At 62.9% G+C, this 15,255-nt stretch carries 13 protein-coding genes and 1 pseudogene; 7 read left to right on the top strand and 7 right to left on the bottom strand.

Annotated features, from left to right (window positions below):
• The first annotated feature begins 16 nt into the window (after nt 1–16).
• Nucleotides 17–484 carry a MerR family transcriptional regulator gene (locus tag DIE21_RS20685; RefSeq protein ID WP_124499466.1) on the top strand — a complete coding sequence of 156 codons (468 nt, stop codon included), beginning with the start codon at nt 17–19 and terminating at the stop codon, nt 482–484.
• A 145-nt stretch (nt 485–629) separates the two neighbouring features.
• The gene (locus DIE21_RS20690; protein WP_124499467.1) at nt 630–950 is read left to right on the top strand and encodes a DUF1330 domain-containing protein; all 321 of its coding nucleotides are present in this window, start codon (nt 630–632) and stop codon (nt 948–950) included.
• 28 nt (nt 951–978) lie between these two features.
• On the opposite strand, the gene DIE21_RS20695 is transcribed toward DIE21_RS20690, so the two are convergent.
• Complete coding sequence (locus DIE21_RS20695) at nt 979–1,815, bottom strand: NAD(P)-dependent oxidoreductase (protein ID WP_124499468.1); 837 nt, start codon at nt 1,813–1,815, stop codon at nt 979–981.
• A 113-nt stretch (nt 1,816–1,928) separates the two neighbouring features.
• Here DIE21_RS20695 and DIE21_RS20700 point away from each other — a divergent pair.
• Nucleotides 1,929–3,032, top strand: a pseudogene (locus tag DIE21_RS20700) (LacI family DNA-binding transcriptional regulator).
• Nucleotides 3,033–3,123: 91 nt separating this feature from the next.
• On the opposite strand, the gene DIE21_RS20705 reads toward DIE21_RS20700, so the two are convergent.
• Nucleotides 3,124–4,416, bottom strand: a complete 1,293-nt coding sequence (locus DIE21_RS20705) for an MFS transporter (RefSeq protein WP_124499469.1) — start codon at nt 4,414–4,416, stop codon at nt 3,124–3,126.
• Between the two features lie 359 nt (nt 4,417–4,775).
• Between DIE21_RS20705 and DIE21_RS20710 the strand changes: the two genes are divergently transcribed.
• Nucleotides 4,776–6,230 carry a DNA-3-methyladenine glycosylase 2 family protein gene (locus tag DIE21_RS20710; protein ID WP_260432541.1) on the top strand — a complete coding sequence of 485 codons (1,455 nt, stop codon included), beginning with the start codon at nt 4,776–4,778 and terminating at the stop codon, nt 6,228–6,230.
• Nucleotides 6,227–6,766 (top strand): methylated-DNA--[protein]-cysteine S-methyltransferase, encoded by a 540-nt coding sequence (locus DIE21_RS20715; protein ID WP_124499470.1) that lies wholly within the window; start codon nt 6,227–6,229, stop codon nt 6,764–6,766. The genes DIE21_RS20710 and DIE21_RS20715 overlap by 4 nt, the downstream gene beginning before the upstream one ends.
• 37 nt (nt 6,767–6,803) lie before the next feature.
• Here DIE21_RS20715 and DIE21_RS20720 read toward each other — a convergent pair whose 3' ends face one another.
• A complete protein-coding gene (locus DIE21_RS20720; RefSeq protein WP_124499471.1) occupies nt 6,804–7,301 on the bottom strand; it encodes an Lrp/AsnC family transcriptional regulator in 498 nt (165 codons plus the stop codon).
• A 156-nt stretch (nt 7,302–7,457) separates the two neighbouring features.
• Between DIE21_RS20720 and glmS the strand changes: the two genes are divergently transcribed.
• Nucleotides 7,458–9,287: a glutamine--fructose-6-phosphate transaminase (isomerizing) gene (glmS, locus tag DIE21_RS20725; RefSeq protein WP_124499472.1), complete on the top strand. Its 1,830-nt coding sequence runs from the start codon at nt 7,458–7,460 to the stop codon at nt 9,285–9,287.
• Between the two features lie 84 nt (nt 9,288–9,371).
• Here the strand turns inward: glmS and DIE21_RS38305 are convergent, their stop codons facing one another.
• The 4 genes from DIE21_RS38305 to DIE21_RS20745 all read right to left on the bottom strand — a co-directional run bounded on the left by DIE21_RS38305 (nt 9,372) and on the right by DIE21_RS20745 (nt 13,228).
• Nucleotides 9,372–9,746 carry a DUF3331 domain-containing protein gene (locus tag DIE21_RS38305; protein ID WP_409364641.1) on the bottom strand — a complete coding sequence of 125 codons (375 nt, stop codon included), beginning with the start codon at nt 9,744–9,746 and terminating at the stop codon, nt 9,372–9,374.
• A gap of 285 nt (nt 9,747–10,031) precedes the next feature.
• Nucleotides 10,032–10,868 (bottom strand): alpha/beta fold hydrolase, encoded by an 837-nt coding sequence (locus DIE21_RS20735; RefSeq protein ID WP_124499495.1) that lies wholly within the window; start codon nt 10,866–10,868, stop codon nt 10,032–10,034.
• Nucleotides 10,869–11,062: 194 nt separating this feature from the next.
• On the bottom strand, nt 11,063–11,704 hold the full coding sequence (locus tag DIE21_RS20740; RefSeq protein ID WP_124499474.1) for an HD domain-containing protein: 642 nt from the start codon (nt 11,702–11,704) through the stop codon (nt 11,063–11,065).
• Between the two features lie 39 nt (nt 11,705–11,743).
• Nucleotides 11,744–13,228, bottom strand: a complete 1,485-nt coding sequence (locus tag DIE21_RS20745; protein WP_124499475.1) for a catalase — start codon at nt 13,226–13,228, stop codon at nt 11,744–11,746.
• A 617-nt stretch (nt 13,229–13,845) separates the two neighbouring features.
• Here DIE21_RS20745 and DIE21_RS20750 point away from each other — a divergent pair.
• Complete coding sequence (locus tag DIE21_RS20750; RefSeq protein WP_124499476.1) at nt 13,846–15,243, top strand: winged helix-turn-helix domain-containing protein; 1,398 nt, start codon at nt 13,846–13,848, stop codon at nt 15,241–15,243.
• The last annotated feature ends 12 nt before the right edge of the window (nt 15,244–15,255 follow it).

The raw sequence follows: 15,255 nt of genomic DNA on the forward strand, positions 1-15,255 counted from the left end.
GCCCCAGGAGCACACCATGAAAATCGGCGAGCTGGCGCGCGCCAGCGGCATCGCGGCGTCGCGCATCCGGTTCTACGAAGCGAGCGGCCTGCTCGAACCGGCACGCCGGCAGGCGAACGGCTATCGGGAATACGGGCCGGAAGCGCTGACGCGGCTCGCGATCATCGACCGCGCGCAGTGCGCGGGTTTCGCGCTAGACGAAATCCGCGCCGTGCTGCCGCCCAATCTCGGCGCGTGGCCGCGCGACGAGCTGCTGCATGCGCTGCGGCACAAGGTCGACGAAATCGTGCTGCTCGAACAGCGGCTCGCGCAGAACCGGCGCAACCTGCAGGCGCTGATCGACGAGATCGCGAACAAGCCCGCCGGCGAGGATTGCGCGGGCGCCGCGCAACGCATGCTCGACAAGCTGTGCAAGGAAGAGGCCGAGGCGGTATCGGCGCCTGCGCCGGTGCCGCACCCGCGGCCGGTACGCAAGCGTGCGTGAGCGCGCGTGCCGCATGTAGGCGCCGGCTGTGCGCGGCGCACGGCCACGTGGATTGGCTTACGTCGCAGGTAATCGACGCGCGTCGCCCGCGCGCCGATCATGGCCGCACCGATCGACGCATCGTATCGACACCCCGGAGCCCGCCATGACCGCCTACGCCATCGCCCACCTGCACGATGTCGAAATGTGCGACGACATCGTCGAATACCTCGAACGCATCGACGGCACGCTCGCGCCGTTCGACGGCCATTTCGTCATTCACGGCGCGCGGCCCGACGTGTGCGAAGGCGTGTGGCGCGGCGACCTGATCGCGATTGCGTTTCCCGATCTCGCCGCGGCGCGCGCATGGTACGAATCGGATGCGTACCGGTGGATCCAGCCGCTGCGCGCCCGGCACGCAAGCGGCCCGTTGATCCTGATCGACGGCGTGGACGCGTCACACAAGGCGACCGACATCCTGCGCTGAGCCGCGATGCCGGCGACGCGTGCGACGCCTACTTCGCGTTGCGCTCCATCGGCTCGCCGACGACGAAACCGCCGCCCTGGTAGCGCTGCGCCGGATCGTCGTACTCGGCCGTCGGCGCCGTCGGCGGGAACAGCCCCGCGAACTGCTCGGAGCTGTCCTGCGGCCGGAAGCCGAGGAAGCCGGCCTTCATGTTGTCCCACCACTTCACCGGGTTGTCCGACACGCCGTAGACAATCGCGTGCCCGACGCGGTTCGTCAGCAGCGAGCAGCGCACGAGCTCGATGAAGTCGCGATAGCTGAGAAACGTCACGAGCATGCGCGGATTCTTCGGCGCCTCGAACGACGAGCCGATCCGCAGGCACACCGTCTCGATCCCGAAGCGGTCGAAGTAGTAGCGCGACAGCGACTCGCCGAAGCATTTCGTCACGCCATAGAGACTGTCCGGGCGCAGCGGCGAATCGGCGTCGAGCACCTCCGTGACCGGATGAAAACCAATCGCATGGTTCGAGCTCGCGAACACGATCCGCTTCACGCCGTGCTTGCGCGCGGCTTCGTACAGGTTGTACGTGCCGGTGATGTTCGCATCGACGAGATCGTCGAACGGCGCGTCGACCGAAATGCCGCCGAGGTGGACGATCGCGTCGACGCCGTCGACGAGTTCCATCACCGCCGGCCGGTCGGCCAGGTCGACGACACGGGTTTCTTCGTGCGGGGCGGCGTCGTCCAGCGCGGCGATGTCGCTCACGCGCACGACGTCGGCCCAGTTCGCCAGCGCGCCGCGCACCTGACGGCCGAGGTTGCCGGCCGCGCCGGTCAGCAGCAGGCGCCCGAACGGCTTGCGTGCGCCGGTGGATGAGGCGTTCATCGAGTCTCCTTGAATCTGTCCTGAGGGTGTCCTGGAAGTTGCCCGAAATCGGTGGAATCGGTCGAAGTCGGAAAACGTTTTCCAACTATACGCGTGACAAAAGCCGAACGTCAATGTCCAAACCCGTTCGCAGTCGTCCGCACTTTCCCGATATCGGCCAGCGGCCGGACGCGGGCTTTTTCTGCCACAATCCGGCGTAAGCTGACGAAAACGTTACCCTTCCAATGAAAAAAGTTTCCCCGACGATCCGCGACGTGGCGGCGGAAGCCGGCGTGTCGGTCGCGACGGTGTCCAAGTACGTGAACGGCACGCAGCGCTTTTCGCCGGCCGTCGAGGCGCGGCTCAAGGAAGCGATCGAGCGGCTCGGCTACCGTTCGAACCCGCTCGCGCGCTCGATGATCACCGGGCGCACGCGCACCATCGGCCTCGTGATCCTCGACATCAGCAACCCGTACTTCACGAACGTCGTCAAAGGCGCGAACCGCGTCGCGCTCGAGCATGACTACACGCTGCTGCTCGTCGATACCGAGGAGAGCCAGGCGCGCGAACGCTCGCTGATCGAGGCGCTCGCGCAGCGCGTCGACGGGCTGATCGTCAGCACGCGGATGCCCGACGAGGAAGCCGGCTGGATGCTCGACCTGCACAAGCCGCTCGTGCTGCTGCGGCGCAGCCCCGGCCTGCCGATTCCGAGCGTCGGCATCGACAACCGGCTCGCCACCTACATGCTCGCGCGGCATCTGCTCAATCTCGGTCATACGCGCATCGCGTATCTCGGCTTCGGGACCGCGCGCGTGAACGACGAACGGATCCTGGGCGCGCGCGACTGCCTCGCCGAAGCGGGGCTCACGCTCGACGTGCACGACGCGCATGCGCCGACCGCCGAGGCCGGCGAGCGCGCGTGCTCGCGCGTGATGCTCGGGCCGCAGCGTCCGCAGGCGGTGATCTGCTACAACGACCTGATCGCGCTCGGCTTCATGAAGGAAGCCGCGTCGCTCGGCTTCCGGCTGCCGCAGGACGTGTCCGTCACCGGCATCGACAACGTGCCGTACGGCGAATATGCGGCGCCCGCGCTGACCACCATCGACATCCAGAGCGAGAACATGGGCGAGCTCGCGATGCAGAAGCTGATCGACGCGCTCGCCGGACGCACCGACGCGAGCTATTCGACGTTCGAGCCGCGGCTGATCATGCGCGCGTCGACGGCCGCCGCCGGTTGAAGCGCGCGCCCGCTCCGGCACCCATCGCTGCCGCGCATCGCAAACAGGAACGCGCCGCCTCCGGGCGGCGCGTTCGTTTGCCGGCACGCGATCACGCGTCGAGCTTCGCGGGCTTCATCTTCGGCGTGAGCACGTGCATGACCGCCAGCGCGAGCAGGTAGGCCAGCGCGCCGATCGCGAACAGCACCCAGTAGTGGCCCGTGCGCTGCAGCACCTGGCCGATCACTTCCGAGAACAGCACGCCGCCGATCGAGCCGGCCATCCCGCCGATGCCGACCACCGACGCGACCGCACGGCGCGGGAACAGGTCGGACGCCGTCGTGAACAGGTTCGCCGACCAGCCCTGGTGCGCGGCGGCGGCGAGGCCGACGATCAGCACCGCGATCCACAGGCTCTGCACCTGCGACACGAACGCGATCGGCAGCACGCAGCACGCGCAGATCAGCATCGCCGTCTTGCGCGCGCCGTTCACGCTCCAGCCCGCGCGCAGCAGCGCCGACGACAGCCAGCCGCCGCCGATGCTGCCGACCGTCGTCAGCGCATAGATGCACACGAGCGGCAGGCCGATATGCTGCATGTCCATCCCGCGCGACTCGTTGAGCCACTTCGGCAGCCAGAACAGGTAGAACCACCACACCGGGTCGGTCAGGAACTTGCCGACCACGAACGCCCATGTCTCGCGCTTGCGGATCAGTTCGCCCCAGCGCGGCGCGCCGGCGTCCGCGTTCGCCGCGTCGAGCGCTTCGGCTTCGTCGCGCGGCTCGTCGTATTCCGCGGCGAGCGCGCGCGTGTCGGCCGGGCGATAGAGCACCAGCCACACCGCGAGCCACACGATGCCGATCGCGCCGACGATCACGAATGCCGCGCGCCACCCGTAGGCCACCGCGATCGCCGGGATGATCGCCGGCGCGAACACCGCGCCGATGTTCGCGCCCGAGTTGAAGATGCCGGTTGCGAGCGCGCGTTCGCGGCGCGGAAACCATTCGGCCGTGGTCTTGATCGCGGCCGGGAAGTTGCCGCCCTCGCCGATCCCGAGCAGCGCGCGCACGGCCGCGAAGCCCATCACGGAGCCGACCATCGCGTGCAGCATCGCCGCGATGCTCCACACCAGCATCGCGACCGCATACGAGATCCGCGTGCCGAGCCAGTCGACGATGCGCCCGAAGCCGAGCAGGCCGATCGCGTAGAACGCGGAAAACGCCATCACGATGCGGCCGTACTGCACCTGGCTCCAGCCGATGTCGTGCTGGAGCATCGGCGCGAGCAGGCCGAGGATCTGGCGATCCATGTAGTTGATGACGGTCGCGAAAAACAGCAGCGCACAGACGGTCCAGCGGTAGCGGCTGGCCGCGGCGCGCACCGCGCCGACGACGGCAGATTGCATGAGTGTCTCCGATGCGCGGTCGCGCCCGTCGCGCCGCATGTCGATGCCTGTCCGTGACCGGCGACGGGCGCCGGGGCGGGCAGCGGCTCGCCCTTGCATGGCGCGGCCGATTGCCCGTCGAGTTCGGGAAAACGTTTTTCCAAAGGATAGGGCTTGGCCCGGTGCCGTGTCAGTCGGGGATTTCGATGAGTCATCTCAAATTTGGCCGCGCAAAAGAGATGACTGTTTCGCGGGTTCGCATTAACCGTTTTTCGAGGATTGTCCTGCGTGCGAAACGGGGCCACGACGCGGACCGGCGCGTCGATACACAGGTCCGATTCCAGCCAGAACCGGCGGCGAGGATCGTTTACAGTCGTCGCATGCGCCTCGATCCCGACACCTGCTACGACGCCCTGCTTTCGCGGAACCGCCGCTTCGACGGCTGGTTCTTCGTCGGCGTGTCGACGACGGGCGTGTATTGCCGCCCCGTCTGCCCGGTGAAACCGCCGAAGGCGCGGAACTGCAGTTATTACGCGAGCGCCGCCGCCGCGGAGAAAGCCGGCTTTCGGCCATGCATGCGCTGCCGGCCCGAACTCGCGCCCGGCCACGGGCTGCTCGACCTGTCCGGCAATCTCGCCGACGCGGCCGCCGCGCTGATCGAGGACGGTTTCCTGAACGAGCGCTCCGTCGATGCGCTCGCGCAGCGGGTCGGCGTGACCGAGCGCCATCTGCGCCGGATCTTCGCCGCGCGGTTCGGCGTGTCGCCGGTCGAGTTCGCGCAGACGCACCGGCTGCTGATGGCCAAGCGCCTCCTGACCGATACCGCGCTGCCGGTGGCCGTCGTCGCGTCGACCGCCGGGTTCGGCAGCGTGCGGCGCTTCAACGATTTGTTCCGGCAACGCTATGGCCTCAATCCGCTGCGCTTGCGCAAGGGCGCCGGCGCCTCCGCCGGCGGCGACATGACGTTCCCGCTGCCGTACCGGCCGCCGTTCGCGTGGTCCGAATTGATGCGCTTTCTCGCGCAGCGGCGGATCGACGGCGTCGAGCGGATCGACGCACAAGGCTATGCGCGCGCCGTCGCACTGCCCAACGGCAATGGTCATGTGACGGGCTGGCTGTCCGTCGCGCACGTGCCGCAGCGGTTCGCGCTCGCCGTCACCGTGTCGCCCGCGCTGACGCCCGTCGTGCCGGCCGTGCTCGCGCGCGTGCGGCGGCTGTTCGATCTCGACAGCCGCCCCGACGTGATCGACGCGCATCTGGGCGAACTCGCGGACGGCTCGCCCGGCCTGCGCGTACCCGGTGCGTTCGACGGGCTCGAGATCGCGATCCGCGCGATCGCGGGTGAACACCTGGCGGCAACGCAGGCGAGTACGGTGCTCGCGCGCGTGGCCGAACGCTTCGGCACGCCTCTGCCGGTGGACCACGCGCCGCCCGGGCTCACGCATGCGTTGCCTTCGGCTGCCACGCTGGCGGTCGCGCCGCCTGCGGCGCTCGAGGCAATCGGCGTCACGCGCGATGCCGCACGGGCGATCGTGTCGCTGGCACGCGCAGTCGCCGACGGCACGCTCGCGCTCGAACCGATGGCGCCGCTCGATGCGACGCTCGCCGCGTTGCGCGCGCTGCCCGGCTTCGACGAGCGCGCGGTGCAGTACGTCGCGATGCGTGCGATGGCCTGGCCGAATGCGCTCCCCGCCGACGACGCGTGGCTCGCGCCGCGCGTCGCCGCCGATCGCCCATTCGTCGCATCATCCGCGTCGCATGCGGCGCGCTGGGCGCCGTGGCGCGCGTATGCCGCACTGCATGTGTGGCGCCTTCAAGGAGAAGCCTCGCGATGACTCCCGCTCACCTGATTCCGAGCCCGCTGGGCGACATCGCCATCCGTATCGAGAATGACGCGCTGACCGGCCTGTTCTTCGTCGGCCAGAAATACTATCCGTCGCTGGCGATTGTTGCGGACACGGGCACGGACGCACGCGTCGCGACGCCGCTCGTGCGTAGGGTCGCAGAAGAAGTCGCCGAATATTTCGCCGGCACGCGCGAAACCTTTTCGGTGCCGATTCACCTGCGCGGCACCGCGTTTCAACGCAGCGTATGGAAGGAACTGCTTGCGATTCCGTTCGGCGAGCGCGTGTCGTACGGCGACATCACCGAACGCGTCGGGTTGCCGATGAGTGCCGCGCGCGCCGTCGGCGGTGCGGTCGGCCGCAACCCCGTGTCGATCATGGTGCCGTGCCATCGCGTGATCGGCGCGTCGGGCAGCCTGACCGGTTATGCGGGCGGGATCGAACGGAAACGCGCGTTGTTGTCGCTCGAAGGCGCCGGGTTCGCGGGCGGCGAGCGCAATCCGGTGCAGCAGTCGCTCGCGTTCTGACGTCGCACGTTTGCCTGTTCCGCGTGCATCGTACGGCCTAGCTGCCGCCGCGCTTGCGCATCGCATGTGCAACCCGCGCGTTCGCCTCGAACTTCGCACGATGCGTCGAGAAGAACGTCCGCACGTTGCGCACGTTCGATGCGCCGGTGAACAGCCGTCGCGCGAACGCGTCGTATTCGGCGACGTCGGCCAGATCGGCCACCACCACGAAATCCGGCCCCGGCGACACGCGATAGCACTGCGTGACCGCCGGCTCCGCACACACGTAGGCTTCGAACGCGTCGTAATCTTCGGCCGTCTGCCGGTCGAGGCCGATCTCGATCAGCGCCGTGACGGCCGTGCCGATCGCAACCGGATCGAGCACCGCGACCTGGCGGCGGATCACGCCCGCTTCCGTCAGCCGACGCACGCGCCGCATGCAGGTCGGCGGCGACGACAGCGCACGCTCGGCCAGTTGCAGGTTCGACACCGATGCGTCGTCCTGCAGGATCGCGAGAATCCGCTGGTCGAGATCGTCGAGCGTGATGCCGGCCATCGTCGGTTCCTTTTGATCAGAGTGTGAAATTTAATTCCACCATGATAGTCGATTGCTAGTTTGCTTCATTTGTTCGTTAATTTTGAAATTTAATTCCATTTCACCGCCTCTACCATCGCTGTCACGGATCCAGACAGGACATTTACGGAGCGCGATATGTGTGGAATTGTCGGGGCGGTTGCCCAGCGGGACATCCTGCCGAACCTCGTCGACGGGCTGAAGCGGCTCGAATACCGCGGCTACGACTCGTGCGGCGTCGTGGTCTATCGCGACCGTGCGCTGGCACGCGCGCGCAGCGTCGACCGCGTCGCCAACCTGCAGCGCGAGATCGCCGCGCACGCGCTGTCGGGTTATACCGGCATCGCGCATACGCGCTGGGCGACGCACGGCGCGCCCGTCACGCTCAACGCACATCCGCACTTCTCGCCGAGCGACGACAACGCGCGCATCGCGCTGTCGCACAACGGGATCATCGAGAACTGCGATCAGTTGCGCGCCGAACTGCAGGCGCACGGCTACGTGTTCGCGAGCCAGACCGACAGCGAGGCGATCGCGCACTTGATCGACCATCTGTACGACGGCGACCTGTTTGACGCGGTGCGCCGCGCGGTTGCACGACTGCGCGGCAGCTATGCGATCGCGGTGATGTGCCGCGACGAGCCGCACCGGATCGTCGGCGCGCGCGACGGGATGCCGCTCGTCGTCGGTGTCGGCGATGGCGAGAATTTCCTGGCGTCGGATGCGATCGCGTTGGCGGGCATCACCGATCGCATCGCTTACCTCGAGAACGGTGATGTCGCCGATATCCAGTTGCATCGCTACTGGATCGTCGATGCGGCCGGCCAGCGTGTCGAGCGCGCGGTGCAGCGGGTGGCCGCTCACAGCGGCGCGGCCGATCTCGGGTCGTATCGCTACTACATGCAGAAGGAAATCTTCGAGCAGCCGCAAGCGGTGGCCGATACGCTGCTCGATGTCGCGTCGATCATGCCCGAGCTGTTCGGCGACGGCGCGTGGCGCGTGTTCAACGACGTCGATTCGGTGCTGCTGCTCGCGTGCGGCGGCAGTTATCACGCGGCGCTGACCGCGAAGTACTGGATCGAGAGCATCGCGAAGCTGCCGGCGAGCGTGGAGATCGCGAGCGAGTTTCGTTATCGCGACAGCGTGCCGAATCCGCGCACGCTCGTCGTCGCGGTGTCGCAGAGCGGCGAGACGGCCGACGTGCTCGGCGCCGTGCATGTCGCGAAACAGCGCGGGATGATGCATACGCTCGCGATCTGCAATGTCGCGACGAGCGCGCTGATGCGCGAATGCGCGCTGCAGTTCGTCACGCGCGCGGGGATCGAGATCGGGGTGGCTTCGACGAAGGCTTTTACGACGCAGCTCGTGGCGTTGTTCTTGCTGACTTTGTCATTGGCGCAGGAGCGTGGACGGTTGAGCGACGACGAAGAAAAGGAACATCTGCGCGCGCTGCGGCATCTGCCCGATGCGATGTCGAAGGTGCTCGCGCTGGAGCCGCAGATCATGGGTTGGTCGGAACTGCTCGCGCGACGCGACAACATGCTGTTTCTCGGGCGAGGGATGCATTATCCGATCGCGCTCGAAGGGGCGCTGAAGATGAAGGAGATTTCTTATATCCATGCGGAGGCTTATCCCGCAGGGGAGTTGAAGCACGGGCCGCTGGCGTTGGTCAGCAATGAAATGCCGGTGATTGCGGTGGCGCCGAATGATGCGCTGCTGGAAAAGCTCCGGTCGAACATGCATGAGGTCAGTGCGCGCAATGGCAGGCTTTTCGTGTTCGCGGATGTGGATTGCGGGTTGGTGCCGAGCGAAGGGATCGAGGTGATTCGGCTCAATGAGTACTACGGACCGCTTTCGCCGATTCTGCATACGATGCCGATGCAACTGCTGGCTTATCACGCAGCGTTGGCAAGGGGGACGGATATCGATAAGCCGCGGAATCTGGCGAAGTCGGTGACGGTGGAGTGATGATAGAGCGATACGCTGCTTTCTCTGGCTGCTTGAGAGGGCTTGAGAAACACGGCTACCGCGTGCCGCCAATAGTAACGATTACTACATCGTGTCGCCACATTCCAGAATGGCGTCGACGTGGCGCGCCAGCAATACTTCGTTTATTCGACGGGCACCACTTGCGGACCGGGCAAGCTTGTAAATCTGCTCGCCCTGCAACACCCTCTCTCCAGTCAACGAGCAGATTCCGCACTTCCTCGCCGTTGTGCGGTGCCACGTCTGGCAGCCGAAGTATCCACGGCAAGGATGGCCCCAGGCCAACGAGATGGTGTGGTCGGACAATCGCTCAAGAATGCGAATTTGCACGTCCTCCGGCCAACGTATATCAAGACCTCGGCGTGCATTGCGCCTATCACGGCCCGCGGAAACCTGCGCGCGGGGACTGCCATTCGCTGACAGGAGAGTGACGACATGCATCCACGAAGCATTTCCATCGAACTCACCCACCGTCGCCTCCGCTCTCTCAAAGACAGCTCACACACAAATCAGTACTGCCAAGGTATCTTTCCAGTCAAATTTTCCGCGAACGCCCGCGACGCCGATTACCGACGTCGCAGGCGTTCTCGCGAGAATCGCAGTACATTGCCGCCGAAGCAACGCCGATAGCCATCAGGCGAGACACAAAGTCCGGTAGAAACAATCAGAGACTCGGTTGAGGAAAGGGCAGTATCTTCCTATCCTGCACTTTCCTCGAAGGCAGGATCAGCGTTGAACGAATGCCAGCAACTCGGCGTTGAGGACATCCGCATTAACCGTCAGCATGCCGTGGGAGAAGCCCGGATATGTCTTCAGCGTTCCTTTTTGAAGCAGCTTGATGGCCTTCAGCGCTGCGTCGCCGATTGGAACAATCTGGTCGTCTTCACCGTGAAGCACGAGCGTCGGCACCGAAATTTCCTTCAAGTCGGCTGTTTGGTCCGTTTCGGAGAACGCCTTGATGCCCTCGTAGTGCGCCTTCGCGCTACCCATCATTCCTTGACGCCACCAATTCTGGATAACGCCTTGATGCACGGTCGCGCCCTCCCTGTTGAATCCATAAAACGGACCAGCCGGCAAGTCGATAAAGAATTGCGCTCGGTTCGCCGCCAGTGCGGCGCGAAGGCCGTCGAACACGTCGATCGGAAGCCCCTCTGCGTTCGACTCTGTCTTCAGCATCAAAGGCGGAACTGCACTGACCAGTACAGCCTTTGCAACACGCCCGGCTGGCTCACCGTGCCTCGCGACGTACCGCGCGACTTCGCCGCCGCCAGTCGAGTGGCCGATATGAATGGCGTTCTTCAGATCGAGCGCTTCCACGACTGCGAACGCGTCGGCTGCATAATGGTCCATATCGTGACCTTCCGAGACCTGCGACGAACGTCCATGACCTCGGCGGTCGTGTGCCACAACACGATATCCCCGCTGAACAAAGAACAGCAACTGGGCGTCCCAATCGTCCGACGACAAAGGCCAGCCGTGATGGAAAACGATGGGCTGCGCGTCCTTCGGCCCCCAATCCTTGTAGAAAATCTCTACCCTGTCTTTGGTTGTGACGAACGGCATGGTAATCCTCTCTCGATTGAACAGTTTTAACTTTCGTCCGCACCTTGCGGCTAAGGCGGCCACCTTCAAACGCTCCGGCGAGCCGAAGGCTTCAAGCACTTCGGCTCGCCAAGGACCATCCGAAGGACAGCGCCCACGGCACACTCCCAACTCTGCCCCCTCTCCGGTCATCGCCAGGGCAGGTTTCACCGAAGTCAAGCAGACCACGCCGAATTGCGTATTACGCTGCAGAAATTACCTGGACAGAAGGTCGGGTCCTTGTCTGCAATGACATCAGCCTTGACGTTCCCGAACGTTGTAGCGGGTTTGTGCTTGATTCCGTCATAGAACGCTTGAATGATGTCTTCCTTGAAATTTTCGGTTCGGGGATGTTGCCGCACGACGGACTCACGCTCCGCATCACTGTACTCTGGATAGGTCAAGCCAAGCACGTCCATTTCAACGCCGGCAGTGACGAGCGCGATGACCGGACTCATATGCTGCGGGATACCGGGCGTGGTATGCAGCGCAATCGCCGTCCAGACCGTATCGATATCGGCCTGCGCAATGCCGTTACGCTTCAGGAAGTCCCGTGCCGCATTGGCACCATCGACTTCGAACCGTTCGTTGCTGCTGCTGTGTTTTTTCGTCAACCCCATGTCGTGGAACATGCAACCACAATAGAGCAGTTCAGGGTCGAATTTGAGCCCACGGTGCTTGCCGGCGAGCGCACCGAAGTAGAAGACTCGGCTCGAGTGGTGGAACAGGAGCGGCGGCGCAGTTTCCCTCACCATTTCAGTTATCTCGCGAGCCATCTTGCTATCCGGGATAGCAACATTGTTTACGCTGAAAGTCATTCGAGTATCTCCGGTTGTCCTGCTCCCAAAAGCTCAGCCTCACTTGGTGACTTCAGGCTCCGACCGCACTGCACTGGAGACTTTCGCATCGAGAGATTCGAGTGCCGCCGAAACACCAGCGCCATATGCCGGGTCGGCCTTCGTACAGTGCTCGATGTGCAGGTCACGGACCGGCTTGGATACGCCATACATCGCCCGAGCCGTGTTATCGAACAGCGCCTGCTGCTGGGCCTTCGTCATCAAACGGAACAGGTCACCGGGCTGTGAGTAATAGTCATCGTCGACTCGATGGTTCCAGTGGTCAGCCGCCCCCTCGATCGACAGCGGCGGCTCGCTGAAATCCGGCTGGTCAAGCCATGCTCCCTTCGTATTCGGATTGTATGGAGTCGTGCCGCCCTGATTGCCGTCGACACGCAGAACACCGTCACGGTGATAGCTGTTGGTGTGCGTGGCAGCGCGCGGCGCGTTTACAGGAATCTGAAAGTGATTGACCGTCAATCGGTATCGCTGCGCGTCACCGTAGGAAAAAAGGCGCCCCTGCAGCATCTTGTCCGGAGAAAAGCTGATTCCTGGGACGACGTTCGCGGGATTGAAGGCAACCTGCTCTACGTCTGCGAACCAATTCTCCGCGTTACGGTTCAGTTCGAAGTACCCAACCTCGATGAGCGGATAATCCTTCTTCGACCAGACCTTGGTCAGGTCGAATGGGTTCACCTTGTATGCGGAAGCCTCTTTCTCGGGCATGACCTGAAAGTACATCTTCCACCTCGGAAACTGTCGAGCCTCGATGCTCTCGTAGAGGTCACGGTGGTGGCTCTCACGGTCGGAGCCCATAATCTGCATGGCCTCCTCGTCGGTCAGGTTTTCGATTCCCTGTTCGCTTCGCATATGGAACTTCACCCAGAACCGTTCGTTGCTCGCATTGATGAGGCTGAACGTATGGCTTCCAAAGCCATGCATATGCCGGTACGAGCGCGGAATACCCCGGTCGCTCATCACGACTGTGACCTGATGCAACGCCTCCGGTAACTGCGTCCAGAAGTCCCAGTTGCTTTCGGCATTTCGCAGGCCGGTTCTCGGGTCACGCTTGATGGCATGGTTAAGGTCAGGGAACTTCAGAGGGTCTCTCAAGAAAAAGACCGGCGTATTGTTCCCCACCAAATCCCAGTTCCCCTCTTCCGTATAAAACTTCAACGCGAAGCCGCGAATATCTCTCTCGGCGTCTGCTGCCCCTCTCTCTCCGGCAACCGTCGAGAAACGGGCAAACATCTCAGTCGCTTTCCCGATGTTCGAAAATATTTTCGCCCGCGTATATCGCGTGACGTCATGTGTCACTGTAAAGGTGCCGAAGGCGCCCGACCCTTTCGCATGCATGCGGCGCTCCGGGATTACCTCTCGGTCGAAATGAGCCAGCTTTTCGAGAAACCACACATCTTGTAGAAGCGCGGGACCACGGGGTCCGGCGGTTTGAGTGTTTTGGTTGTCGGGAACCGGTGCACCAAAAGCTGTAGTGAGCTTGCTCATCATGAACCTCGTCAGATTGTTACCGTTGAGTTGTTCGCGCCGAATGTCATCGGCTATCGCGCAGCCCCCGTCACCGCGGTCTTACCTGACGACCTCGCCGGGGTCGCGCGTTGCCTCAGACAAGAGAGATGACTGGATTCGGCAATGGCAAATTTCTTGATCGCAATCACGATATCGAAAATCTGAAAACGAGTCCTGCATGCAAGCTGACGCATCCTGAAAAAAGGCAGGCAGACTATTCGATTCAACCTGACACGGCAGGATTCAGAGGGAGACCAGCACTTGATCATGGGTATCAAGCAGGGTGGCGCATGTGTCGACACCTATGCCCCGTAAACACGCCCGATTCTTTAAAAATGAGCACACCGATAACCCACCCGCAGCCAATATTTCGAATGCGTGCCACATTGAAAGCTTTGTTAAAATTACACGCCTTTCATTTATCGAAAATTAACATCTTATAACTAGATATTCCGGCTTTCAGGTCTAACAATCGGTTCTTGCTGCGCCGCACACAGGAGCGCCTTACAACGACACCGGCGGCAGCGTCGGCATCCCGGTCTTCGAGCAATCACCCAAAAAACACTTGTGCGCTGCGCACGTTGTGGAGCATTGCGATGGTCACGCTACCTGATAGCCATTACGAGTTCGGTAAGACCGTCGTCTCAGCTCATCGGCGCGAGCTCGTGCATGGAGGCAAGAGGGTCGAGATTGGCAACAGAGCATTCGACCTCCTTTTGCTGTTGCTCGAAGAACGCGGCATGGCGGTCAGCAAGAATAGAATCATGGAGGCGGTGTGGCGCGGGCGTATCGTCGGGGAGAACGCCTTGGAAGCGCAAATTTCATCGCTGCGGCGTGCATTGTCTGAAGACCGGAAAGCGATTCTCACCGTCGCGGGACGAGGGTATCAATTCGTAGGTCAATTGCGCGAAGAATCCGAACCCGCTCCTGGTCCGGCTTTTACTTTCACCTCGCCTTATCGAGACGGCCGCAAACCCCAGATCCCCCAATACACCTCTCGCTGGTTCGGACGCGAAGCCGACAAAAAGGCGATTGCAGGTCGACTGGAAACTTCACGCCTGGTGACGCTGGTAGGCGCAGGAGGGGTCGGAAAAACCAGACTTGCAGTTGAAGCGGCGAGTCAGCTTGCGCATCGCTTTCCGGACGGCGTTTGCATCGTCCAGGTCGGTTCGATTACCACCCCGGACGAGCTTCCTTCTCTCATTGCATCGGCGCTGATTCCGTACGTTCCGGACGGGGCGACCCAGCTGCGGTTTCAGTGCATTGAAGGCAAGCACATCCTGATACTACTCGACAACTGCGAACATCTTCTCGGTCCGATTTCTGAACTTTCCGAGACGCTTTTGGAGGCGACCTCAACGGTTCGTCTACTGGCTACGAGTCGTGAGGCACTACGTGTTCGGAACGAATCCGTTTTGCCGGTTTCTCCTCTCGAGCTTCCCCCTGATGAAGCAATCGATGACGTAGAACGCTATCCTTCCGTGGCCCTGCTTCTTGACCGCGTTGGGGATGCATTTTTCACATCCGACCGCCGAGCCATGAGGGCCGCCGCCAGAATCTGCAAAGCGCTCGATGGCGTGCCACTTGCTATCGAGTTGTCCGCAGAATGCGTACCGGCGTTGGGATTCGATGGCGTCGCCAAGCAATTGAAGAATCGATTCGATCTCCTGACGCACGGTTTCCGTACGTCTCCATCTCGACACAAGACGCTTCGCGCATCAATCGATTGGAGTTACGAGCCCCTTTCTCAATCCTGCAAGACCGTTTTGAACGCGCTGAGCGTATTCGAAGAACCATTCACGTTGACTGCCGCGCATCGCACGGTCAGCTGTGGCGAGATGTCCGAATTGAAGGTCACATCTTCGATCATTGAGTTGGTCGAAAAATCACTCTTGACCCCCGTCCCCCAGTCCAACCCTGTCGCATATCAACTGTCGAATACCGTACGAGCCTATGCAGACGAGAAACTGCGGGCGGGCTGTACGGAGCAATAATACGGCGGTCAA

This window comes from Burkholderia sp. Bp9140, assembly GCF_003853425.1.
GTDB lineage: Bacteria > Pseudomonadota > Gammaproteobacteria > Burkholderiales > Burkholderiaceae > Burkholderia.